General features: G+C 43.0%; 19 protein-coding genes and 3 pseudogenes. 10 read left to right on the top strand and 12 right to left on the bottom strand.

Going from position 1 to position 23,033, the window contains the following annotated elements; all coding sequences use genetic code 11:
- Nucleotides 1–349: 349 nt before the first annotated feature.
- From HWQ58_RS23510 to HWQ58_RS23500, 3 genes and pseudogenes are all read right to left on the bottom strand, one after another.
- A complete protein-coding gene (locus tag HWQ58_RS23510) occupies nt 350–2,452 on the bottom strand; it encodes an NACHT domain-containing protein (RefSeq protein WP_292867857.1) in 2,103 nt (700 codons plus the stop codon).
- Between the two features lie 277 nt (nt 2,453–2,729).
- Nucleotides 2,730–2,912 (bottom strand): annotated as a pseudogene (locus HWQ58_RS23505) (hypothetical protein); the annotation flags it as partial.
- 124 nt (nt 2,913–3,036) lie between these two features.
- Nucleotides 3,037–3,246, bottom strand: coding sequence for a hypothetical protein (locus HWQ58_RS23500; RefSeq protein WP_292867854.1), 210 nt, complete (start codon nt 3,244–3,246; stop codon nt 3,037–3,039).
- Nucleotides 3,247–3,559: 313 nt separating this feature from the next.
- On the opposite strand from HWQ58_RS23500, the gene HWQ58_RS23495 reads away from it, so the two are divergent.
- Both HWQ58_RS23495 and HWQ58_RS23490 read left to right on the top strand, forming a co-directional pair.
- Nucleotides 3,560–3,799: a DUF433 domain-containing protein gene (locus HWQ58_RS23495; RefSeq protein WP_292867851.1), complete on the top strand. Its 240-nt coding sequence runs from the start codon at nt 3,560–3,562 to the stop codon at nt 3,797–3,799.
- Nucleotides 3,800–4,307: 508 nt separating this feature from the next.
- Nucleotides 4,308–6,551, top strand: coding sequence for a vanadium-dependent haloperoxidase (locus HWQ58_RS23490; RefSeq protein ID WP_292867848.1), 2,244 nt, complete (start codon nt 4,308–4,310; stop codon nt 6,549–6,551).
- A 449-nt stretch (nt 6,552–7,000) separates the two neighbouring features.
- Here the strand turns inward: HWQ58_RS23490 and HWQ58_RS23485 are convergent, their stop codons facing one another.
- Entirely contained in the window at nt 7,001–7,144 is a 144-nt protein-coding gene (locus HWQ58_RS23485) for a hypothetical protein (RefSeq protein ID WP_292867845.1), read from the bottom strand.
- A gap of 678 nt (nt 7,145–7,822) precedes the next feature.
- Here HWQ58_RS23485 and HWQ58_RS23480 point away from each other — a divergent pair.
- Nucleotides 7,823–8,908: a phosphotransferase gene (locus tag HWQ58_RS23480; RefSeq protein ID WP_292867842.1), complete on the top strand. Its 1,086-nt coding sequence runs from the start codon at nt 7,823–7,825 to the stop codon at nt 8,906–8,908.
- A 12-nt stretch (nt 8,909–8,920) separates the two neighbouring features.
- On the opposite strand, the pseudogene HWQ58_RS38565 reads toward HWQ58_RS23480, so the two are convergent.
- The 6 genes and pseudogenes from HWQ58_RS38565 to HWQ58_RS23455 form a co-directional block, all read right to left on the bottom strand.
- Nucleotides 8,921–9,043 (bottom strand): annotated as a pseudogene (locus HWQ58_RS38565) (VOC family protein); the annotation flags it as partial.
- A gap of 23 nt (nt 9,044–9,066) precedes the next feature.
- A pseudogene (locus tag HWQ58_RS23475) lies at nt 9,067–9,294 on the bottom strand (hypothetical protein); the annotation flags it as partial.
- A 1-nt stretch (nt 9,295) separates the two neighbouring features.
- Entirely contained in the window at nt 9,296–9,691 is a 396-nt protein-coding gene (locus tag HWQ58_RS23470; protein ID WP_292867839.1) for a type II toxin-antitoxin system VapC family toxin, read from the bottom strand.
- Nucleotides 9,688–9,888, bottom strand: coding sequence for a hypothetical protein (locus tag HWQ58_RS23465; protein WP_104905357.1), 201 nt, complete (start codon nt 9,886–9,888; stop codon nt 9,688–9,690). Before HWQ58_RS23465 ends, HWQ58_RS23470 begins: the two co-directional genes overlap by 4 nt.
- A gap of 144 nt (nt 9,889–10,032) precedes the next feature.
- The gene (locus HWQ58_RS23460; protein WP_292867836.1) at nt 10,033–11,313 is read right to left on the bottom strand and encodes a VWA domain-containing protein; all 1,281 of its coding nucleotides are present in this window, start codon (nt 11,311–11,313) and stop codon (nt 10,033–10,035) included.
- Complete coding sequence (locus tag HWQ58_RS23455; protein ID WP_292867833.1) at nt 11,310–12,566, bottom strand: VWA domain-containing protein; 1,257 nt, start codon at nt 12,564–12,566, stop codon at nt 11,310–11,312. Before HWQ58_RS23455 ends, HWQ58_RS23460 begins: the two co-directional genes overlap by 4 nt.
- A 240-nt stretch (nt 12,567–12,806) precedes the next feature.
- Here HWQ58_RS23455 and HWQ58_RS23450 point away from each other — a divergent pair, with 240 nt between their 5' ends.
- From HWQ58_RS23450 to HWQ58_RS23435, 4 genes are all read left to right on the top strand, one after another.
- A complete protein-coding gene (locus HWQ58_RS23450) occupies nt 12,807–13,469 on the top strand; it encodes an ATP-dependent Clp protease proteolytic subunit (protein WP_292867830.1) in 663 nt (220 codons plus the stop codon).
- Between the two features lie 118 nt (nt 13,470–13,587).
- A complete protein-coding gene (locus HWQ58_RS23445) occupies nt 13,588–14,199 on the top strand; it encodes an ATP-dependent Clp protease proteolytic subunit (RefSeq protein ID WP_292867827.1) in 612 nt (203 codons plus the stop codon).
- A gap of 323 nt (nt 14,200–14,522) precedes the next feature.
- Nucleotides 14,523–15,146, top strand: a complete 624-nt coding sequence (locus HWQ58_RS23440; protein WP_292867824.1) for a J domain-containing protein — start codon at nt 14,523–14,525, stop codon at nt 15,144–15,146.
- Nucleotides 15,147–15,512: 366 nt separating this feature from the next.
- Nucleotides 15,513–15,968 carry a hypothetical protein gene (locus HWQ58_RS23435; protein ID WP_292867821.1) on the top strand — a complete coding sequence of 152 codons (456 nt, stop codon included), beginning with the start codon at nt 15,513–15,515 and terminating at the stop codon, nt 15,966–15,968.
- A gap of 125 nt (nt 15,969–16,093) precedes the next feature.
- On the opposite strand, the gene HWQ58_RS23430 is transcribed toward HWQ58_RS23435, so the two are convergent.
- On the bottom strand, nt 16,094–17,296 hold the full coding sequence (locus tag HWQ58_RS23430; RefSeq protein ID WP_292867818.1) for a PLP-dependent aminotransferase family protein: 1,203 nt from the start codon (nt 17,294–17,296) through the stop codon (nt 16,094–16,096).
- Nucleotides 17,297–17,427: 131 nt separating this feature from the next.
- Between HWQ58_RS23430 and HWQ58_RS23425 the strand changes: the two genes are divergently transcribed.
- The 3 genes from HWQ58_RS23425 to HWQ58_RS23415 all read left to right on the top strand — a co-directional run bounded on the left by HWQ58_RS23425 (nt 17,428) and on the right by HWQ58_RS23415 (nt 22,048).
- A complete protein-coding gene (locus HWQ58_RS23425; protein ID WP_292867816.1) occupies nt 17,428–18,243 on the top strand; it encodes a basic amino acid ABC transporter substrate-binding protein in 816 nt (271 codons plus the stop codon).
- Between the two features lie 404 nt (nt 18,244–18,647).
- Complete coding sequence (locus HWQ58_RS23420) at nt 18,648–20,642, top strand: serine/threonine phosphatase (RefSeq protein WP_292867813.1); 1,995 nt, start codon at nt 18,648–18,650, stop codon at nt 20,640–20,642.
- A 119-nt stretch (nt 20,643–20,761) separates the two neighbouring features.
- A complete protein-coding gene (locus HWQ58_RS23415) occupies nt 20,762–22,048 on the top strand; it encodes a protein kinase (protein ID WP_292867810.1) in 1,287 nt (428 codons plus the stop codon).
- Nucleotides 22,049–22,128: 80 nt separating this feature from the next.
- Here HWQ58_RS23415 and HWQ58_RS23410 read toward each other — a convergent pair whose 3' ends face one another.
- Nucleotides 22,129–22,347, bottom strand: a complete 219-nt coding sequence (locus HWQ58_RS23410) for a DUF4327 family protein (RefSeq protein ID WP_012407469.1) — start codon at nt 22,345–22,347, stop codon at nt 22,129–22,131.
- Nucleotides 22,348–23,033 lie beyond the last annotated feature (686 nt).

Below are 23,033 nucleotides of genomic sequence, written 5' to 3'. Positions count from 1 at the left end.
CCCAGTTTGCTTTCTCATTTTGGTGTTTTCCGCAAGCAAAAAGAGCTTTTACTTTTTCAAACCCCAGTTTACTTTCTCATTTTGGTGTTTTCCGCAAGTAAAATCAGCTTTTACTTTCTCAAACTCCAGTTTGCTTGTTTATTTAAGTAATTTCCGCATTCATTTTGGTATATCGTTAAGCTGTTAGCTTGTGATGCCTGCGGCAGGCGTAGCCATCGCTTCATTCAGCAAGAATCTTTTAAAGGCTTATTGGTGACTCTGCTGGCTCGTTGGTTAAATATTAAAGTTCGCCAAGATTTTGCAGCCATGAGCCAAACATTGCAAACTAAGGCTGAACACATTGCTAAAACTACGACAGATGCATATCAGCAAAGTGGTCGAGTAGTAAACGGTGGATAAACCGATAACGGCCACCGACTTGTTGAATTAAGCGACGTTCTGCTGCACGGTTGAGAAATTGGGCATAGTTCCAAGGAATGTAGCCACTGCGCCAAAGTACCGAACGTAGGGAAACGTGCTGTATGCAGGCTAATCCCCCATTGAATGATAATGCAATTAAAAAAGTATAAACTTGGAAATAACTCAAAGTTGAACTATCCTCACGAGGTATAGACAACTTTTGGCTAAACCAAAAGAGGAGAATACGAATAATACTAAATATAACTGTGATGAAAACTGTGATGCAAAACGTGTTCGTGAACGATGCCCTAATACCTTGGTTTGGTTTAAATTGAGTTTTTAAATCTGACTTTAGTCCCTTAACTAACCCTGTAATAAACCCAAAAATCACCCCAAAAATCACCCCAAAAATCACCTCATTAATCACCCCATAAATCAGGACATAATAACTCAGATTTCTATTTAGCCCATAAATCAGACTTAGAATCAGCCCGAAAATCAGCATAATATTCAGGCATAAAGTAAAATTTTTCAGAAAAACATGAATTTTTAATCGTTTAACTGACAATTGAATTTCTTCTACTGGTTTAATGGAATAACTAACTGAAAACAGCCACAGCCCCATAGTCAGCCCATAACCCAGCCCTGTAATCAGCCCTTGAATCAGCCTATAATTCTGCCCATCAAAATGAATATTAATCAGCCCATAACTCCGCCTCATCATCTGCTCAAACTCTTCATTATTCAGTCTATCAATCAGCCCACCAATCAACCCTAGACTCAACCCTAGAATCAACCCTAGAATCAGCCCTACAATCAGCTTATACAACCTTCTTTGCTGATGATTTTGTAACCAATCTGGCTGCATATTCTCAATCAAAAACTCCGTCTGCGTTTTTTGTAATCGCTTTGCTAAAAATGCTAAAAAATGTATATTTTTCTTTCGCTGCGGTTCTCCCTTCCCCACAGGCAGTAAATTAAACCTACGCTCGATATAAGCATCAAATAAGTCTTGCTTTGTCTGTATTGCTCTTCCTTGATATGCAACCACCATCAGCGAGAGTAATAATGGTGTCCTTGCTAATTCCAAAAATTCCGCGTTTATCTGGATTGCTTGCCATAAATCAGGTCTTTTCAACTGATTTAAATAATCTTGAATCTGTCTTTCCGACAACTGCTGCAAACAAACCGCACCATGTAACTGTGTAAGCTGTTCTTCCCCTGTATGATATTCCTCCTCCCGACAGCAAACAACCAAATCCCGCTTTGCATCTTCACCCAAATATTGATTAATTGCTTTGATGCATTTTTTCTGTCGTTCCAACCCCAACTCATCTAACCCATCCAACAACGGCAAAATATCACCTCGTTCTAACCAAAACCGACTGATTCCAGGTGTTAGATTATATTCTTCCTTGAGTTGATTAATTAACCAATCCAGAATGTTGACGCTATCATCCCGCCATGCCGAAAGTTCAAATATAAAGGGCATTGGGGCTGTATCATCTCGTTTTGCTGTTTCCAATAATTCTTCTGCCAAATTTAGTAGTGTTATAGTTTTCCCGCCTCCTGGCTGTCCTAAAATTAATAATCTGCCACTGATGTCTTTTCGCTGCAACACATCTACCATGCGATTAATTTGCTGAGGTGGACTTGTATTCTGGTTTGCAGAGATTGTATACAAGGGTTGTAGTGGGTTTCGTCCGACTCTTTCCGGTTGCTCTTGTTTGTCTAGCTCAATCATCTGCGACAAATGCAGAGAATCTTGCGATCGCTTGTTAACCTTTGTTTCTTCTGCTTCCAGTAGTTGCGGTCTTAACGTCGGGTCGATTTGTTCTGGTGCGTCTTCTGGCTGCTGTGCCTGTTGATATGTTCCCCACGCAATTAACAGCGTCACAATAATCACAACAATAATCACAGCACCAAAAATTAACAAATCTTTATGCGGGAAATCTGGAATTGCAGGTAATTGATTTTTTAAATAACCGATTAAACTTATGGCAGTTGCGCTAAAAATGAACAAAAAGAGCGGATTTTTGAGCAGCTTGTTCATACAGGAAACTTGAAAGCAAAGAATACTAAATTGATTATCGCTATGTTTGAGTATTATTGCTGACAGTCTTGATGCAATACTTTCATATCGTTAACAAAGTTTGCGGGTTTAATTCCCATACCTCTACAGGTAGTACGTTTTGCCCTGGGGTTCAAATCCCCATTGCAAAACTTAATTACGAATTACGAATTATTTAATCAGCAACACTAAATTTTTACTATTCCTGTAAAACAGTCTTTGATACAATCCTAGTTTTCTTCAGGTCTGCTTCAGAAAGTTATTCTCCAGCTTGCAGGCGAGTGGCGGAAGTTTGCAACACTGTTGCCGCCCCTTTATCTCCGATTTGTAAAGCAGTTTTGGCTGCTGTTTGTAGCATCGTGGCTGCATTAGTGCGATCGCCTTATTGCAATTTAGCCTCGGCTAACTGAGTTTGACGGTACTTCGCTGAGTTCATCAAGTTTTAATGTTTTCCGCAAGCAAAATAACATTCGATTTATGCACCTTTGAAGAAGCTTTAAAGAATGAAAGCTTCTTACGACTCACGGAATCCACCTCGACGTGCAGCAAATTCAAGTTCAATTTCGTCAACGTTTACGAAGTTGCAATCCAGCAGCGATCGCTCGTTGTCGGATTGACCATAATTTTTTGGCTAAGGGTGTTTGTGGCACAAAATCAGATTCGGTGGGTGTTGTTTCTGGCTCAGATTTAAGTAGTTCAACAAACTCCAAAACTTTTTGTTGCTTTTGGGGTGTGAGTTCTCGCCAGTGTTTAAGTAGTTGAACTTCATTACCCATAAATACAACGCTCGTGAATGATTTTTCTATTTTAGTGGCAGAAGCCTTATTTCCTGTTATCTGCTATAAAATTTTGCTTGGAGTACAATCGTCTCTCATAAACATAAGCGGTCTAATTTTGCTAAGAGGATGTTTTATTGGAAGACTTGAAACACCTGCTACATTTGGGAAAGTTAAAACCAATTCGTAATTATAGGCAGAAATTTATTTACCTTTCTCTAAAACTTTTAGTTTTTAGCATTATTCTGCTAAGTTCCCTTGTTGGTGGGTGTAAGAAGGACGAGAATTTTTGTAAGGAGCTAGGGTTACTGCTATGAAATTAGATCGCATCACCAGCAATCCCAATCGTATGAATGGACAGCCCTCTATTCGTAATCTTCGCCTTACCGTTCGTCGGGTGATTGAGTTATTAGTTACCTACCCTAATCGAGAAGAACTGCGCCAGGAGTTTCCCGAATTAGAAGATGAAGATATTCAACAAGCCTTAATTTTTGCATCGTCCTACTTGAGCGATCGCATCATTGAACTACAAGTTTTTAGAATTACCGCATAGCAAATTTATGACTTTTACATTGTAAAAGTCATATTGAGTGGCTCTTTGAAAGACATATTTTGTTTATCAAAAGTCTCTCAAGGCTAAAGTTTGCTCTATGGAAAAGTAATATCCTTAACTCAATTTTGAGATTTTGGCGAATGCGATGGTTACGCCCGCAATTGGTGTTTGTGAAGCCTCTCAAAGAGAAGGCATTACTTAATTTACAAAACAAAAATTTGGAGTTTAATGCATAGATTCTTGGTTCTCTTTCAGCCTGTCGCTTAAATAGAACCAAAACTTTAATATTAAATATGGTCACCTCTAAAAAGCTAGTTATAGCAAGGATTGAGTAAATTACTCTGTCCTCAATTTACTGCTACAACACAATCATTAGACTTCTTGCATAAATGGTAAACAAAAGCGTGATAAGTAGTCAGCGACATGTAAAAACTGACTTTTGCAAGAGGTCTATTCTTCCCAAAAGACATCATTCATTTATTCTTCTGCAAGCAAATAATCCAAACTCATGGTAAACTCTCAGCCAAATACCATCTTCCAGTTTTTTTCGTTCTTTATCAAGAGGGCGGTAACTATATCTATACTTGGTACAATGGTTATTCCAGCAGCTTATGCAATAAACCAGCCAAAACCAGGTATCCCAATCCCGCCAACACCAGATATCCAAATCAAATTTAGTAACAGTAAATTTCAAAGACCTACACTATTAGGCGAAGCAGTTAAACAAGGTCGATTTGACCTAATTGTTACTAATAACGGCACGGGAATTTTTCAAGGAGCTTTAAATCTCAACATATACGTGTCTCCGGATTCAATCCTCGACAAAAACCCTCTCAATACCCCTAGAGTCATCACTTCAGTAGCGATTTTGGGAACCACATCAAATTCCCCTTTGGTGGGCACAGATGAACTACTCGGAACTCAAAGCCTTCCAAGTGTTAGCTTGTCTCCTGGTGCATCCCAAACTGTTACCGTAGACTTTACTAGCTCTAACTTCCGTAGTCCAAGTGTTGTAGCACCTGGAGCCTACCAGCTGATTGCTGAAGTTGACACCACCATCTCCCAAGCGACTACAGACAGTAAAGTAGTCAGTCTGGCTGAAGTTGACACCACCATCCAGCAAGCGATTACAAACGGTAAAGTAGTCAGTCGGTTGGTTAATGCTGGTGATCCTGTAATTGTTTGGAATGCAACGCTTCTGAATTCCATCCTTGTCTCAGGAATTTCCCGTGATGCAAATGGCGTTCTTACAGCCAGAGGTGGGACTGCGCCCCCAATAGGGGCACGCAATCAGGCGATCGTTCACTTGGCAGTTTATGATGCTGTAAACGCGATTAACCGGATCGGTCGGTCTTACGCTGTGAGAATAAGCCCCTCTGATCCTCGGCTTACGGGCGGTGCGTCAGCACCAGCAGCAGCAGTCCAAGCAGCATATACAACACTACTTAATCTATTCACTGTTGCAACACCACAAGATTCAACACAAACTCAAGCAGCTAAAACAGCTATAAGAAATCTACTCGACCAACAGCTAAAAACGTCTTTGGCAGCAATACCGAACGGTACGGCTAAGAGCAACGGTCGGTCTATAGGAAGAGAAGTTGCTGGGATAATACTAGCCTTGCGGAGAAACGATGGTTCGGCTCAGGCGCAGATACCTTACACGGGAGGAAATAGCGCAGGCGAATGGCGACCAACTTTCCCCGATTTTACACCTGCATTATTGCCAGGGTGGGGATCAGTTCTTCCCTTTTCACCTGATATACCCGATCGCGATTCAGCAAATCCTAGAGCTCGCCTGCTACAGTTTGGACTGTCTGGCCCAATACCATTTGGTAGCCAACAGTTCGCAGACCAAGAGAATCTTATCCGGCAGGTAGGAGCCTTCTCGAACACTAGCGTTACTACAATTACTCGCACTTCTAACCAAACGAAAAATGCTATCTTCTGGGCACTCGATCGCCCAAATACCTTCAGACCTCCCGGTCAGTGGAACCAGTTTGCAGAACAAATCTCTTTGAATAGGAGCAATAATCTATCTCAGAACGCCCTCTTGTTTGCTCAGTTAAACCTTGCACAAGCTGATGTGGGTATTTTGACGTGGGATTCTAAGTATTTTTACAATCAATTGCGACCAATTCAAGCAATCCGCCAAGACAATAGCCTCGACGTGTCAGCAGGAGTAGTTCGTGATCTGAACTGGCTACCCCTGCTATCGTATCATCAGCCTGAAAACTTCTTTAATACTCCCTTAACCCCACCGTTCCCAGACTACAACTCAGGACACGCTGCATTTGGTTCGGCAGCAGGTCAAGTATTGATTAACTTCTTCGGGGACAACACACCTTTCACAGTTCCTTCGCAAGACTTACCAGGCCAGGCTTTGACGTACAATACCATTTCCGAGGCAATAGAGGACAATGCCGCAAGCCGTATTTTCGGCGGGGTTCATATCCCATCCTCTGGAGTAACTCAGGTACCAGTAACAAGCAAAACACCTACAACCCAAGACGCTATAACCATAGATGGTAAAGTAACACGCAATACTGTCACTACTTCTGAAGGTACTTTTGCTATAGATCCCGCAAAAGATCCCGATATCCAATTAGGTAGACAAGTGGGTGACAGCGTAATTAAATCGTTCGCTCCTGAAGTAAATCAGACAAAAGACCAACCTTTGATTTTGATAGACCAATCTTCGCTAAAGCAATCTTTGACAGATGAACCTTTGTTAACTGAACCTTCGTTATAGCAACGCACTAGCTGCCATACAAGGGAAGGGGAGTAAGACTCAAACCCTTTTCCTTGTAAGACCTACTGTGTACACACAAGTATTTTAAAGTTGCTGCGTAACGTTGGGTGGGTTAATTTTTGCAGGTCGATGCAACCCTGTTGCAGGTTGATGCAACAGGCTTGCAGGTTAAGAGATCAGTTGCCCAGTGGATGACAGCACTAAAAAATGTTTCGTAAAATTCTGCAACGCCCTTGTTGCTTGTTAAAAGTTGCTTTAGGCAAGACTTCTAACTGAAACATTGCGACTTGAGGCAAACTCCAGATTTTCATCGTTAAGAATTTGATTCGCTCTGATGCTGACTGACTGAATGCCACAGAAAGCGCTAATCAGTACACCAGAGTCTATGTACGTCTTCTTACGACTCACGGAATCCACCGCGACGTGCAGCAAGTTCAAGTTCAATTTCGTCAACGTTTACGAAGTTGCAATCCAGAAGCGATCGCTCGTTGTCCGATCGACCATAATTTTTTGGCTAAGGGTGTTTGTGGCACAAAATCAGATTCGGGAGGTGTTGTTTCTGGCTCAGATTTAAGTAGTTCAACAAACTGCAAAACTTTTTGTTGCTTTTAGGGTGTGAGTTCTCGCCAGTGTTCAAGTAGTTCAACTTCATTATCTATAAGTACTTAGCTATTGAATAATTTTTCTATATTTAGTAGCAGAAGCCTTATTTTCTGTTCCCTGCTAGAAAATTTTGCTTGGAGTACAATCGTCTATCATGAACACAAATTTAACTAAAATTTATATTCAATCGGCAAAAAGGCTTATTGCTTTTTCAAAACTTCATATTCAATAACTAAAAAGGCATATTGCTTACTCAAAATGACATTTTACTTTCTCAAACCCCAGTTTGCTTTCTCATTTTGGTGTTTTCCGCAAGCAAAAAGAGCTTTTACTTTCTCAAACCCCACTTTGCTTTCTCATTTTGGTGTTTTCCGCAAGCAAAATCAGCTTTTACTTTCTCAAACCCCAGTTTGCTTTCTCATTTTGGTGTTTTCCGCAAGCAAAAAGAGCTTTTACTTTCTCAAACCCCAGTTTGCTTTCTCATTTCAGTAGATTTAGCAAGTAAAAAGGCTTATTGCTTACTAATTTTAGTGTTTTCTGCAAGCCAAAAGGTATATCGCTTACTGATTTCAGTAATTTTTTCATTCATTTTGGTGTATCGTTGAGTCGAAAGCTTGCGATTGGTTGATAAGGTGGATATCCAGCACAATCCCGTCTAATAACTAGTTGTGCCGCTTAGGTTATCGGTGAGGGCGCAATCGCAATCGCAAGCTGATTGGTGGGACTTAAGATTAGAGTATGTATACCAACCAAGAGGTTATGGAAAAATGCAGGATAATATCTATGACTACATAGCGAAAGCTGCCCTTGCCCAATATGATATAGCTGAAGGAGAACGTTATTTTTTAGGTCATAGTGAAAGCGTAACCTTCTGTATAAAAACACAAGCGGAAAAATTTCTTCTCCGTATTCATCAACTAATATCTAAGCTCCAAGGCGATGTATGGCAAAGACCAGAAGTGATTGAGTCAGAACTTCTGTGGCTTACTGCCTTGCGTCATGACACAGAGGTTGTTGTGCAGGAGCCAGTAAAAAATCTACAAGATAGATGGCTCACTCAAGTTTTGGTAGATGAGACTAGAGAAGTGTTTTATTGCTCACTGCTGCATTGGATTGATGGCAACAACCTTAACGGACAACGAACTCCAGAACAGGCTTACCAACTCGGTTTGTTGCTAGCTCGATTACACCAGCATAGTAGTCAGTGGCAACTGCCAGAAAACTTTGTTCGCCCAGCGTATGATAAGAATCGGTTGCAAGCAGGACTCTTGGCACTTTATCCAGCAGTATTACAAGAATTAATTTCAGCAGAAGATTACAAGACCCTTGAAGTAGCGGCTTACCAAGTTCAAGAGATGATAGAAACACTGGGTCAGAAACAAAATGTCTGGGGACTGATTCACGCTGACCTTCATGAGGGCAACTATTTATTGCACAACGAGGAATTCCGTCCAATCGATTTTGCTCGCTGTGGCTTTGGATACTATCTTTACGATATTGCAAGCTCGCTTCAATATTTACTTCCCACTGTCAGACCTTCCTTTTTTGAAGGCTATCAAGCTATTCGTAAGCTACCTGAACATTACTTACAGATTACAGAAGGTTTCTTTATCATGGCGCTGATTGAAGTACTTTCTTTTCATGTAAATAATCCGCAAGAGCATAAGTGGATTTCGGAAACCGTGCCGTATATCATTAAAGAACACGTTCATCCGTATCTTGAGGGCAAGTCATTTTTGTTTACTAAATACTAAGGCAGTCGGTGGATTTTTCTCGCTACGAAAAGTCTCTTGGATAATCGAAAAACCTAAAACTTCTATATAAATTTTTTTTGAGCGATCATAGTCAGAACAAATAATAGTTACATCATGAAGTCCAGTAGTTTTCATAAAAATTATGAATTATAAATTATCTATTCCTGTAAAACAGTCTTAGATACAATCCTAGTTTTCTTGAGATCAGCTTCAGAAAGTTCTTCCCCAGCTTGCAAGCGGGTGGCAGAAGTTTGCAACACTGTCGCAGCACCTTTATCTCCGATTTGTAAAGCGGTTTTAGCAGCCGTTTGTAGCATTGTGGCTGCACCAGTGCGATCGCCTTGTTGCAATTTCGCCTCGGCTAACTGCGTTTGGCAATACTTTGCTTTACTTGAGGTCGGGAATTACCTGAATCAGTCCAGTCTGGAAGGCTTTGTCATAGCTGATTACAGCTAAACTTTCGAGTTCAGCCTGAGCCATGATCATGCGATCAAAGGGATCTCGGTGGGCAATCGGTAGGCTTCCTGCTCTAAGCGCATGGGCTGTGGTGATGGCAAGTTCGATAAATTTAGCCTGATGCAATATCTGTAAATATTGCTCAACGAGTTGTTTGGCTTCGGGTAGTTTACCCATCCGGTATTTAGTAGCAATTTCCCAAGCAGAAGCACTACTGACAATAATGCGATGATCTGGGTTGCGAATGATGTCTCGGCAGTCAGTGTGGAGTTTTGGGTCGTCAAAGAGCCACCACAGTAGGATATGGGTGTCGATGAGGTAGCTCATTCCCATTGCTGGAGTTCATCTTCTGGTAGTGGTTCAAAGAAAGCATCGCCGAGTTGTCCTTTCAATAAACCAGGGGTGCGGGGTTGTGTACGTTCTTGACTTAAACCTAGCCGAAAGTAGTGAATTAGATCATAAAGTTCTGCTAGTTTGTCTTCAGGGATGTCTTGCAATTCTTGGACAATCTTCTGGATCAGCATAAGTCAAACTCTTCGGTAGTTGTTAATCAATAAGTTAGAAATATGCAACTACTTTGTTGCTCAATTGAGGAATAAAATATTTTTTCTCGCTTTACGCTTTGGCGCAAAACTTTCATCCCGTTAATCAGCAAAGCTGAATTTTTACTATTCCTGTAAAACAGTCTTTGATACAATCCTAGTTTTCTTCAGGTCTGCTTCGGAAAGTTGTTCCCCAGCTTGCAAGCGAGTGGCTGAGGTTTGCAACACTGTCGCTGCACCTTTATCTCCTATTTGTAAAGCGGTTTTGGCAGCTGTTTGTAACATTGTTGCTGCACCAGTGCGATCGCCTTGTTGCAATTTCGCCTCGGCTAACTGGGTTTGCCGATACTTCGCTAATATTAAAATAGATTGTTGCACCTGCGGATTAGATGTCGGTTGATACGCCCGCACTACATCTGCATACACAGGCATCAAGGGCGAAAGTAAGCCTTCTTCGTTAACCAACGGGTCATCATAACGGATTTGCAGATGCGCGATCGCTTGTTTACCTTCTGGCAATTGTCCCAGATAAATGTTTGCCAAAACTACCCGTTCTACATCTTGCATCAAATCTCCCAAACGCACAGCAAAGCTACCATCAGCTTCGGGTTCCACTGGTAACTCGATTGTGTCTGGAGCAACCTGGGCAATGGGTTTCAATTCTGCTAGTCGGACATTGGGTACTAGAGATAATAGCAAGTAAGCATTAGTTAGCCCAATTGACTGAATCCTTCCAAATAGCCGACTAAACTGCTCCACAGCTTGTTCAGGGCGTTCAATATGCGCTAGAGTCCCACCACCGACATCGGCAATGTTTTCTAGCAAATCCTGATTCCAGCTATTGCCAAATCCGAAAGTGTTGATAGTTAGGTTCAGCTTGGCAGCCTTTTGCGCCAGTTTAAGACAGCGTTTGTTATCATCTCGCCCAATATCCCATTTCCAAATCCGCAAAGCGCTTTCACCATGCCCATCTGTCAGCAAAAACGCCTGAGAAACAGCGCCTCTTGTGCCCTTCATCAGTTCTGTAATTCCCAGTTCCAAACCATCAGCGATCGCAGTGCCACCGCTAGCAGTCAGTTTGCTTTTTATTTGAGATTTGATGCTTTCGGGGTCTTCAATCGCTTGGTTAGGTATAATGACTTCCGCAGAACCAGAAAAAGCCACAACTGAGATGCGATCGCCTACTTTCAACCGATCGATTAATCCTTCCACCGCCTGGATCACCGTTTTAATTGGTTGTCCATACATGGAACCACTTCTATCCAAAATCAAGCAGAGATTCAGGGGGAGATTTTGATCAGACTCACCAGCGATCGCAAAAATCGTCATTGCCAGTTGACGTTGGCTACTTGTTTGAGCCACATCAACATTATTGTCATTTAACGCCGAGAGCAATTTAACTTTCATTGCGGAGGGGTATCTTGCAAAACTGTTTTGGAGACAATTCTGGTTTTCTTGCGATCGCTTTCGGATAAATCTCCACCAGATTGCAGCTGGGTGGCAGAAGTTTGCAACACCGTCGCGGCCCCTGTATCTCCCATTTGCAAGGCAGTTTTAGCAGCCGTTTGTAACATCGTCGCCGCACCAGTGCGATCGCCCTGTTGTAATTTCGTTTCCGCTAGCTGGGTTTGGCGATACTTAGCTAACGCCAAAATAGAATGCTGTACCTGGGGATTCGGGTCTGCTTGGTAATTTTTGACTACATGGGCATAAACTGGGATATTTGGTGTAACTAAACCTACTTTGTTAGCGGCTGGGTCATCGTAGCGGACTTGCACATTAGCGATCGCTTGTTCACCTGTTGGCAATTGTCCCAAATAAATATTAGCTAAGATTACCCGTTCTGCATCTTTCATTAAATCTCCCAACCGCACAGCGAAACGTCCATCAGCTTCTTGTTGCAGTGGTAACTCGATTGTGTCTGGAGAAACTTGGGCGATGGGTTTGAGTTCCGCTAGCCGGACATTGGGCATTAAAGAGAATAACAGATAAGCATTAGTCAATCCCACAGTTTGAACGCGGCTGAACAGGCGATTAAACTCTTCCACTGCCTGTTCGGGTTTTTGAATATAAGATAAAGTACCTAAGCCAGCATCGGCAATTTTTTCTAAAACATCTTGGTTCCAGTTGTCACCAAATCCCAAAGTATTTAAAGTCAAATTATAGCTAGCAGCCAATTGAGCGAATTTTAAACAGCGGTTGTTATCACCGTGTTCATTTTCCCCATCAGTTAACAAAAAAGCTTGGGAAACAGTATCTTTTTTCCCCTTCGCCAACTCCTCAATCCCCAACCGCAGTCCTTCATCAATCGCAGTTCCACCATCGGCGGCGAGGCGATTAATTTGCTGTTTGATTTTCTCTGGATTTTCGATACTTTGACTGGGTACTAAGACTTTGGCACGGTGATCGAAAACTACCACACTGAGGCGATCGCCCGGATTAAGTCTATCTACCAGACGAATTGCTGCTTTTTTCACCGTTTCTAGCGATCGCCCGTTCATCGAACCACTATGATCGAGAATTAAGCATAAATTCAGAGGCACATGACGGTCTTGAGTCTGGGCGATCGCCGAAATCGAAATTCCCAACTGACGTTGACTGTTCAGTTGATTTGCGTCCAAATTACCATCATTCAAGGCAGGCTGCAAATTAACCTTCATAACTTCAAGTCCCTATTCAGGATATACATTTTAAAAAATAACTTCAAAGCACTACTTTAGCTCTACGGAAAACTTATTATCCAACTAAATACACTAATATAATCAGAATATCTTAGAAGCCAAGCATTGGCAGATGCGAAGCCGCCTTCAGCATTAGGGAGAAATCCGCACCTTGAGGCAAGCGTGCATCGCGCTAGGATGTATTACAGTTAACGGCATAGTTTCAGGCGATCAGTTGCTATGGACATTTCCCCAATTAAGGCTGTTCAAGCCCCATATTACGGCGATAACTTTTACCGGACACCACCGCCAGATTTACCTTCCCTCTTATTAAAGGAGCGAATTGTCTATATTGGGATGCCACTGGTACCTGCTGTCACGGAATTAATCGTAGCCGAATTGCTGTTTTTGCAATCCGACGACCCCGAAAAACCGATAAAAATCTATATCAACTCAACCGGCACTTCCGGTTACAGTGGTGAACCCATTGGCTTTGAAACCGAAGCCTTCGCCATCTATGACACCATGAAATATATCAAGCCTCCGATCCACACCATCTGCGTCGGTTCCGCGATGGGTATGTCAGCGATGCTTCTCAGTGCTGGTACAAAAGGTTGCCGCGCTAGTTTGCCTCACTCCTCGATTATCCTGCATCAGCCTAAGAGCTACGCCCAAGGTCAAGCAACGGATATTCAAATTCGCGCTAGGGAAGTTTTGGTAAATAAAGGGGCATTAGTTGATATCTTACATAACACCACTGGACAGCCTTCAGAAAAAATTATTAAAGACATGGATCGGCTGTTATATCTGACACCCTATGAAGCAAAGGAATACGGACTGATTGACCGAGTTTTTGAGAAAGAAGAACTCGCAAATCCCCCACTCCCTGCCAGTGTCCTTTAGTGAGTGCTGAGTGCTGAGTGCTGAGTGCTGAGTGCTGAGTGCTGAGTTATTAAGTTAGGAGTTATGAGTTATTCCTAACTCTCCCACCGCCCCCAAATTATTAAAAACGGAGTAAATTATGCCTATAGGCGTTCCGAAAGTTCCTTACCGGATGCCCGGTGGACAATATACAGATTGGATTAGCATCTACGATCGCCTTTACCGGGAACGGATTATATTCTTGGGGCGAGATATTGATGATGAAATTGCCAATCAAATTATCGCTGTAATGCTGTATCTGGACTCAGACGATCCAGGTAAAGATATTTATTTATACATCAATTCCCCTGGTGGGATGGTTACATCTGGCATGGCTATTTTTGACACCATGCAACATATCAAATCAGATGTAGTGACTATTTGCGTGGGTTTAGCTGCTTCAATGGGGTCTTTCCTGTTAGCAGCAGGGACTAAAGGCAAACGGTTAGCATTGCCTCACTCACGGATTATGATTCACCAGCCTTCAGGTGGTACTCGCGGACAAGCAACCGATATCGAAATTGAAGCTAGGGAGATTCTGCGGATTCGTCACCAGCTCAATGGGATATATGCCGATAAAACAGGTCAGACCATAGAAAAGATTGAAAAAGATATGGATCGTGACTTTTTCATGTCTGCTGAAGAGGCAAAACAATACGGTTTAATTGACCGTGTGATTGAAGACCGAACCTCCATAGTAACTGGGGAGTAGGAAGGCAGGGGGCAGAGGGGCGGGGAGCAGGGGGAGTATGGGAAAAATAATTAATTGTCCAATGCCCAATGCCCTTCAGGAGTGCTGAGTGCTGAGTGCTGAGTGGGGAATCTCATTTTTTTACTCAGCACGGGCTAAACGCCCCGCTTCGGCTAACGGAACTCGAAACTCAGAACTGTTTTGCCCAATGCCCTTTTATAAACAAACTGTCAACATTGAACTTTAAAATAGAAAATTAGCCTTTATCATTAATAGTCCGGGCTTGAAGCTGATACTGACAGATAATAGCCAATAGCTAAATATTCGATAGCTGATAGCTCAAGATGGATCTTGGAGATTGCTACCGTTTACTAGGTTTAAGATCGGGAGCTTCTTTTGCTGACATCAAAGCGTCTTACCGACGACTGGCGCAGCAATATCATCCCGATATCAACCCAGGTGACAACAAAGCCAAAGATAAGTTTATTGCCTTGACAGAGGCTTACAAACTCCTGCTGACGGTAGTACTACCAGAAGAAATTGGCGCACATTCAAGTCAAGTGTCAACGTCTGGACGTGACGACGCCAAGGCGACGCAACGGCAGAAAACACCAGTAACAACGGTGACAAGCCAAGAATCAGGGAAACCAAAGCCGCCTAATCTGTTGGAAATAGAAGAACGGCTGAAGTGGAAGACTTATGAGCAATTGCAGCGATTTTTGCAAGAAAAACGATTTCCGCAAGCGATCGCCTTGGCGGAAGCTTTAGCAGAGCGTTTGTCAACAGATGCAGAAGTCCGTCAATGGCTAGCGATCGCCTATCAAATTTGGGGACGGGCGCTAATTTCCGAAAAACAACTACTCAAAGCCAGAATTTATCTCAAAAAAGCCTTGAAAACAGACCCACATAATAAAAGTCTCTGGTATGAAGTCCAGCGCGATTTCCAGCGCTTGGAGCAAATTTTTTAAAGATTCAAAATTAGCCTTTTCAAGACGGATAAAATTTTTGGACAAGAATTCTTCTTATTTTTGTGTTACCTGCAACTAATGCAGTTAAATAAATTCCCAAAAAAATGCTGATTCACCTTGAAAGGGCTGGTTCTGAGTATAAAACTTTTACCAAAAACCTTGATTTTAGGATTCTGTTAGAAAATAAACGCTTCAATTATCGCTTTATTTACAGTTGAAAAATAAGCTCTTATTTTTCTTTTTTCAGAGTGATTAAAGAGGGTTAATTACTTTAGATTTTTGTTACATATTTGGAAATTTTTCTGCCTATTTACTATAAATAATTAATCTAGTAAGTAAATATAAAATTGAATTTGGAAATCACTCATGGGGATCAGAACAATCACCAGGGTTGTCGGCTTATTCATCTCCACATCGCTAGCGTTTGCGACCGCCGCTCAGGCTGCGCCGTTCAACAGTCCGGGCTATCCAAACTATCCTTATGAAGGTCGCTACCCGGAGTCCACGCCCTGCCGTTACAACCTCCAGCAGAGCAAGAAGGCAACTTGGGCTGGAAGCAATATAACGCTGAAGTACTTCTACAGCGGCCAATGCGGTTCATTCGCGCGAATCGACAACGCGCCGCCCTACTGCAAGGTCTACCTTGATCGCACCCGCAGTAGTAACCCCAACCCCAGCAGCTGGGACTATGTTGGCGAGACCGTCGATCCGGGCATTAACTTTGCCTACACGAAGGTTGGCAATAACCTCAGTGGTCGCCTCTCCCGCGCTGCCCTAGTCTGCGGCACCGGAACCGTCGTCACCCGCACTAACTGGTACTAAGCGCGACTTTTCATCGAATGTGGAAAAGGGAGAGCGGTTCGCGAATTGTTACCGCTCATAAATTGGAAAGTCTGAGCGAAGATTTCCCTCGATTGGACTTTCCACAAAATCTAAAATTGGTACGATCATCGCTGCCATCCGCGCAGCACTGCTCCTAAGGTAGCGATTCCCTCAACAATCTTCTTAGTTGGTTGAAAGCTAAAAGCTAACCTGATGGCATCATCTCCCTGTCCATTAGCGTAGCAGCGAGTTCCTGGCAGAAAGCTGATGCCCTGTTCATTGGCAGCAGTTAGGAGTGCTGTGGCGCTGATGTCTGGCGGGAATTTACACCAAACGAAAAAGCCACCATCTGGTCGCAAAGCAACTACATCACTGGGAAACTCTTGAGCGATCGCTTCTAACAACAAATTACACTTATGCTTGTACCAGGCGATTAGCTCCTGAATATGATAATCTAGTTTGCCTGTAGCACAGTAGCGGCCAACAACATGGCTGACAAATGGCCCCACAGGCCCTTCACTTTTGAACATTGCCAACCGCTCAATAATTGCTGGATCGCCACAAGCCCAGCCTAGTCTGATACCAGGCGCAATGATTTTCGAGAAAGTATTCACGTATAACACCCACCCCTCCTTATCAAGGCTTGCCAAGGATGGCACAACTTCGCCTTGGAAGCGCAAATCACTGTAGGCATCGTCTTCCACCACTAACACGCCATACTCAGCCGCTAACGCTACCAGTTTTTCGCGGCGAGATAACGGCATAGTAGCGCCTGTAGGATTATGAAAAGTGGGTATGGTGTAAATAAACCGGGGTCGAATGCCCTGTTTCTTCAAGTCGCTCAAAGTTTCTTCTAGGGCATCCACATCCATTCCCAATTCGTCTACAGGAATGGTAATTAGGCGTGCGCCAGCCTGGACAAATCTATTAACTACTCCCAAGAAGGTTGGCCCTTCCACAATTACGACATCACCAGGTTCAACAAACACATCTGGTAGCAAACCCAAAATCTGACCGGAACCGTAGCCAACGATCAGGCGATCGCGATCGGCAGAGATTCCTTGAGCTTGCAAGCGGAGGATTATTTGTTCATAAAGTTGGGCAGAAGGTGGCCCGTAATTGAGAGCGATCGGAGCCTCTTGTGCCAGTACAGCAGCACTTGCAGCAGCCAAGTCCGCATGGGGAAAGAGAATTGGGTCAGCTAGACCGTAGGCAAAACTGACGGTGATGATTTTGGTTAACTCAGTGCCGTAAGTTGGTGGTGTCAGATTTCTAGCTCTTTCGGCGAACAAATCAGCAATTTGGTAAACAGAAGTGGTAGAAGCCATAAGCAATTCAAAATTAGGAGTCAGAATATAGAACACACAAAAAGGCAATTAGCGAGAAGTCATCCGTATGTATTCTTTCTTATAACATCATCACAAGTATCGTAAATATTGATTAATAGAACAAAATTACTATGGTAAAATTAGTTAACTTTAAGTGGCAGCAGCTAATTCTAAGCTTAAGCTGCCTACTACTGATTATTGCCTGTCAGAGTTTATATCCCGCTACTAACCCAGACGCTAAACCTCTCAAGGTGGCCACAGACCCCACCTTTGTCCCTTTTGAATTTCAAACAGCTGACGGTAAGTTAAAAGGTTTTGATATTGATTTGATGAATGCGTTGGCGTCGCCCGCCGCAAGCATCGCTAAAGTAGCAGGTTTTGCAGTCCAGTTTGAAAGTCTGCCCTTTGATGGCATGATCTCGACTTTGCAAGCCAAAAGAGTTGATGCAGCAATTAGTGGAATCACAATTACCGCAGAACGCCTGAAAACAATTGCTTTTTCACGACCTTATTTTAAAGCCGGACTTGCGATCGCTGTCCGCGAAGACAATCAAAATATTAAAGACTTCAATAGTCTCAAAGGTAAAAAAATTGCTGTCCAAATAGGTTCCACTGGGGCCGATTTTGCCAAAACCATCCCCAACGCCAAAATTAGTACTTTTAATTCTGGGCCAGAATTTTTCCAAGACTTACTCAATGGCAACGTTGATGCTGTAATTAGTGATGCTTTCGCTACTTTGTATGCGATTAAAAATGGCAAATTCAAAGGCATCAGAGTTGTTGCGGATTTACTCACTGAAGAATACTACGGAATTGCTACGCCCAAGGATTCTCCCCATTTGGATGCAATTAACAAAGGTATAGCAGCTTTGTTATCCAATGGCACTTACAAACAAATTTATCAAAAATGGTTTGACGCTGAACCTCCACAATTGCCAGACTCTTGACAATTGGGCATTGGGCATTGGGCGTTAGGAGTGCTGTTAGCGGAAGCGGGGCGTTTAGCCCGTGCTAAGTGCTGAGTTACGAGTTAAGAGTTAAGAGTTAAGAGTTAGGAGTTTTGTTTATCTCCTTGTCCCCTCATCTCCCTCATCTCCCTCATCTCCCTCATCCCCGTCATCTTCTCCATTCCCTATGCCCAATGCCCCATGCCCCATTCCCCATTCCCCATTTATAAGGAATTACCTGCCAATATATGAAATATTTATCTAATATGCGTCACAATTAATACTGCCACCAAAATTCATTGAGAAACTACAATCTACTGTAGTCAGGGACAGCCAATTGTGGCACCTTGGATTTTAGTGGCTAGAAGCACCTTGGAACGAACGGGAATAAAGGAACTTCCACTATGCTGATTTGCCCTCAGTGTAAATTTGAAAACCCCAATAGTAATAAATTCTGTCAAAACTGTGGCACGTCCCTGACTCACAAGGTCTGTCCTGAATGCAGTACCGATGATGTACCTGTGAATGCACTACGATGTCATAACTGTGACACGGAATGTGGAACAGTGTTTTGGGCAATTATTGCTAAAGAAACGACTGGGGAAGCTTTGAAAGTAGAAGGGGATGTCGGAGATGTGGGAGGTGAGGGAGATGAGCAAGCAATACCCTCCCCATCTCCTCTATCGCCCAGTTCTCAAATTACATTAGGCTCCTATTTAGACTCCCAAGAGCGCTATCAATTGTTAGATACGCCACTTGTCCAGACGGAAACTGCCATTATTACTGATGTAGGTGTGAGAGTTCTAGACTGTCAGCCGTATCAAATATCACCCATTGAGGCAATACTAACAAGTCAGGAATCAGATTTGCTGACGCCATCAGTAGAAGCGAGTGAGATTCCTCGCCTTGCAAAACTTTATCTTGCTTTACAATCCCAAGGAGAACTGGGGATACCACCGATTCATGACGCATGGCAGCAAGGTGATATACAGGTATTAATAATCGAAAACCGCTCAGATTGGCAGCATTTACTCGACCTGTGGCAAGAAGAAACAACCAGTTCGTTAAAAATTTTACACTGGTGTTATGAAATGACCCAACTTTGGGCAGTATTGGAACAAGTAAATTGTCGTCAAAGCCTTTTAGATTTGTCGAATTTGCGATTGGATGAAGACCAAACGTTGGCACTACAAAGGTTGTATGTGGAATCATCGAATTCTCAGCCCGCCACGGAGTCGCCAGAAGATGCCCAAAGCCAAGCATCTGCCATTCCAGAGGAGCCGTTAACTATCCAAGCTTTGGGACGGGTTTGGCAAGCACTATTTAGACAGTCGCAACGGACTCAATTTGGCTCCGTAGTCCAGATGTTGGGGGATTTAGAAGTAGGTAAGATTCAGACGATCGCCCAATTGCGATCGCGTTTGGAGGAAATCTCTGTTGAACTGGAAGCACTAGGAAGCGCAACTTTGCCCCCAATAAAGGAGAAAAATACTGCTGTGTCCACCATCCCGCAATCAGATGAGTTAGAAGATATCATTAGCAAAACTGATGATATGCCAACTGTTGTGCTGGCGATGCAGTTAAGTAGCTTAGAAGATGCAGGACGCACAGATGTGGGGCGTCAACGTCATCATAACGAAGACAACTTTGGTATTGAAACCAAAATTCATAAACTGGAGTTCCCGAAAAGTCGAGTCTTAGAGGGGCATGGTTTGTATATTCTTTGTGATGGTATGGGTGGACACGCTGGCGGCGAGATAGCCAGCGAGTTAGCAGTCAACACCCTACGGAAATACTTTCAAGAACACTGGATTGGCAACCAGCTGCCAACAGAAGATAGCATTCGTGAGGCAGTGTATTTAGCTAATGAGGCGATTTACAAGCTCAATCAACAAGATGCCCGTTCTGGAGTTGGGCGTATGGGTACAACTTTAGTAATGCTTTTAATTCAAGATACTCAAGCAGCAGTCGCTCATGTGGGAGATAGCCGTCTCTATCGCCTGACGCGCAAGCAGGGACTAGAACAAGTCACAGTGGATCATGAAGTTGGACAACGGGAAATTAACCGAGGAGTGGAAGCAAGCATAGCTTACGCCCGTCCCGATGCCTATCAACTCACTCAAGCCTTGGGGCCTCGTGATGAAAACTCGATTAATCCTGACGTAGGCTTTTTCGATATCAATGAAGATACTCTTCTGCTGTTGGCATCGGATGGTCTATCAGATAATGATTTACTAGAAACCCATTGGCAGACTCACTTAGAACCCTTACTTAGTTCTGGTGTTAACTTAGAACGGGGCGTTACAGATTTAATTGATTTGGCAAATCAACACAACGGTCACGACAATATTACTGGTATACTTATTCGGGCAAAAGTACGCCCAAATCTGGAAAGTTGAAAAAAATGGGGACTGGGGACTGGGGACTGGGGACTGGGAACTAGGAAATAATTTTTCTACTCTCCAATACCCAATCCCCAATCCCCAATCCCTAATCCTCTTACCTTATAGGTTGTATCGTGGTTAGTCTGACTCTGTTAGAACCGCAACAGAAAACTCCCCTTCAGCAGTGGTGCTTTGAGAACTCCTCCATAATTCGGATTGGTCGAGCGGCAGATAATCACGTTGTTTTAAATGATAGTTTAGTTTCGCGGCATCATCTAGAACTAAGAAAAGTCGGTGAGGCTAGCAATGGCGATGCTTGGCAGCTGATTAGTCAGGGTACAAATGGGACTTTTCTCAACGGTATCCTTGTACTTCAGAGTCCGTTACCAGATAATTCCCTTTTGCAATTGGCACAGGGAGGCCCAATACTGCAATTCCAAATTCAGGAGGTAATAGAACTGGAAACTGGTTTGCGATCGCAGCAACAAATACAAGGGACAGAAGAAAACGCCGCCGAGACGCTTTACTCAGCAAGAAATCTGGCAAATTTATCTTCCACTTGCACGCACGAAGGCAATTCCCCAAACAATCTGTTTTGCATCCACTGCGGTCAACCTCTCTCAGTCCAACAGAAAATTCGCCATTATCAGGTGTTGCGAACTCTCGGACAAGGAGGTATGGGTACTACTTATCTCGCTTGGAATGAGGCTGGTGTGATTGCGGGTATGCCACAACTGCTGGTGTTGAAGCAAATGAATGCTGATATGCTGAAAATTGTCAAAGCTCAAGAGTTATTTGAGCGAGAGGCGCACACTCTCAAATCCCTTAACCATCCTGGAATTCCCAAGTATTATGACTTCTTTGTAGAAGGCGGAAAAAAATACTTAGCAATGGAATTAATCCACGGACAAGATTTGGAAAAACGTGTTTATACCACTGGCCCAGTGACACCAAACCAAGCGATCGCTTGGATGATCCAAACCTGCGATATTTTAGACTATCTTCATAGCCAAGAGCCTCCACTGATTCACCGCGATATTAAACCCGCCAATTTAATGGTGCGAAGTTCAGGAAATCGCATCGTGGTGCTAGATTTTGGCGCAGTTAAGGAAATTGGCACAGCGCCCGGTACTCGAATTGGTGCAGAAGGTTACTGCGCTCCTGAACAAGAACGAGGACAACCTTTAACTCAATCTGATTTGTATGCAATTGGGCCAACACTGATTTTTCTGCTCACAGGCGAAAACCCTTTCAAGTATTACCGCCAACGAGGGCGAAACTTCAGGTTTGATGTGGCAAAAGTTCCCACCATTAGTTCCCAATTAAGAGATGTGATCGACCGCGTTACAGAACCATTGCCACGCGATCGCTATCAAAATGCAAAGGAATTGGCTGCGGCTTTAGCTGCCTGTAAAGTTTAGAGAGTGGGCAGTAGAGACGCGATTAATCGCGTCTAGGGAGTGGTGAATATTAAAAATTCCTATCCCCCATTCCCTATTCCCTACTCTTCATCCCAAGTTTCTACAGCTAGCAATTCACTAACTGGGTCTTGCATACTAAAGCCAAAGTCAAGCAGTTCTTGTTTCCAGTGCTGCCATTCATTACCATAGAGCAGAGCGATTTTCCAGATGCTATCGCTTGGTTTGATAATATTCGATTCTATGAGTGATTGCACATTGCGCTGCAATTTCACCATTGGGTGAATCACTTGCTGAGTCATAACCTCGATTGAATTCTGATTTTGTGGGTAAATGCTTAATTAAAACTGCTTCCCATTCTGCAATTGTTGCCGGCCCGTAGAGTGGTGTAATTTGGTAAAGCTAGTCTTAACTTTTTAACTATACCATAACAAACTCTACTAAGTTACTTGTAAATTCGGTTTTGTACGGTAATTACCACCAGAAAATCCCAATTTTACCTAGTAGTCCTGAAACTTTTTGCAGAAGCCAGACAAAAGTTTTGGGAGAAGGAGTAAGGGATGTTTATGTTTCCCCTTTTTCCTTTAACCTTTGCCCCTTTTGTTTTCCTCTTTACCTCTACCTTTTTTCTGCAACAGTGCAACACTACCTTTCGTAAGATATCTATTGTGGACGCCGAGCAGAATAATTAGTCCTCAGGGAAGTTCCACTAAGTAGTGTGACTGAGAACTACTGGGAAAATTCTATTTGTTTAAATCAAGAAAAATATGCTTGCTTGTTGAAGAAGCTATAGGATACGGGCTAGTTTGAAAGTTTAGGACTGACAGGGAAATTTGCAATTGAGTAGAAATGTCTACTCTTTCTGTTAATTTAAATGTTATTTACAATATCGCAAACATCTGGCATTAGGCAAATTAATTGCAAATCTTTATACAATACCTTTGCCAATTTACGAGGGTTCAACGCCTGTAGACACGTTATGAATACG

The organism is Nostoc sp. LPT (assembly GCF_017115165.1).
In the GTDB taxonomy this organism is placed as follows: Bacteria; Cyanobacteriota; Cyanobacteriia; order Cyanobacteriales; family Nostocaceae; genus Nostoc.
The sequence above is the reverse complement of the archived record's forward strand: the minus strand, read 5'-3'. Positions and strand labels throughout refer to the sequence as shown.

Excerpts from the sequence above, each read along its gene's own strand:
- HWQ58_RS23470 (WP_292867839.1), bottom strand. The coding sequence starts at position 9,691 with ATGAGCTACCTCATCGACACCCATATCCTACTGTGGTGGCTCTTTGAC.
- HWQ58_RS23410 (WP_012407469.1), bottom strand. The coding sequence starts at position 22,347 with ATGACTCAGCAAGTGATTCACCCAATGGTGAAATTGCAGCGCAATGTG.
- HWQ58_RS23510 (WP_292867857.1), bottom strand. The coding sequence starts at position 2,452 with ATGAACAAGCTGCTCAAAAATCCGCTCTTTTTGTTCATTTTTAGCGCA.
- HWQ58_RS23425 (WP_292867816.1), top strand. The coding sequence starts at position 17,428 with ATGGTAAAATTAGTTAACTTTAAGTGGCAGCAGCTAATTCTAAGCTTA.
- HWQ58_RS23430 (WP_292867818.1), bottom strand. The coding sequence starts at position 17,296 with ATGGCTTCTACCACTTCTGTTTACCAAATTGCTGATTTGTTCGCCGAA.
- HWQ58_RS23445 (WP_292867827.1), top strand. The coding sequence starts at position 13,588 with ATGCCTATAGGCGTTCCGAAAGTTCCTTACCGGATGCCCGGTGGACAA.
- HWQ58_RS23465 (WP_104905357.1), bottom strand. The coding sequence starts at position 9,888 with ATGCTGATCCAGAAGATTGTCCAAGAATTGCAAGACATCCCTGAAGAC.
- HWQ58_RS23490 (WP_292867848.1), top strand. The coding sequence starts at position 4,308 with ATGGTAAACTCTCAGCCAAATACCATCTTCCAGTTTTTTTCGTTCTTT.
- HWQ58_RS23455 (WP_292867833.1), bottom strand. The coding sequence starts at position 12,566 with ATGAAGGTTAATTTGCAGCCTGCCTTGAATGATGGTAATTTGGACGCA.
- HWQ58_RS23440 (WP_292867824.1), top strand. The coding sequence starts at position 14,523 with ATGGATCTTGGAGATTGCTACCGTTTACTAGGTTTAAGATCGGGAGCT.
- HWQ58_RS23420 (WP_292867813.1), top strand. The coding sequence starts at position 18,648 with ATGCTGATTTGCCCTCAGTGTAAATTTGAAAACCCCAATAGTAATAAA.
- HWQ58_RS23495 (WP_292867851.1), top strand. The coding sequence starts at position 3,560 with ATGAAATTAGATCGCATCACCAGCAATCCCAATCGTATGAATGGACAG.
- HWQ58_RS23450 (WP_292867830.1), top strand. The coding sequence starts at position 12,807 with ATGGACATTTCCCCAATTAAGGCTGTTCAAGCCCCATATTACGGCGAT.
- HWQ58_RS23500 (WP_292867854.1), bottom strand. The coding sequence starts at position 3,246 with ATGGGTAATGAAGTTCAACTACTTAAACACTGGCGAGAACTCACACCC.
- HWQ58_RS23435 (WP_292867821.1), top strand. The coding sequence starts at position 15,513 with ATGGGGATCAGAACAATCACCAGGGTTGTCGGCTTATTCATCTCCACA.
- HWQ58_RS23460 (WP_292867836.1), bottom strand. The coding sequence starts at position 11,313 with ATGAAAGTTAAATTGCTCTCGGCGTTAAATGACAATAATGTTGATGTG.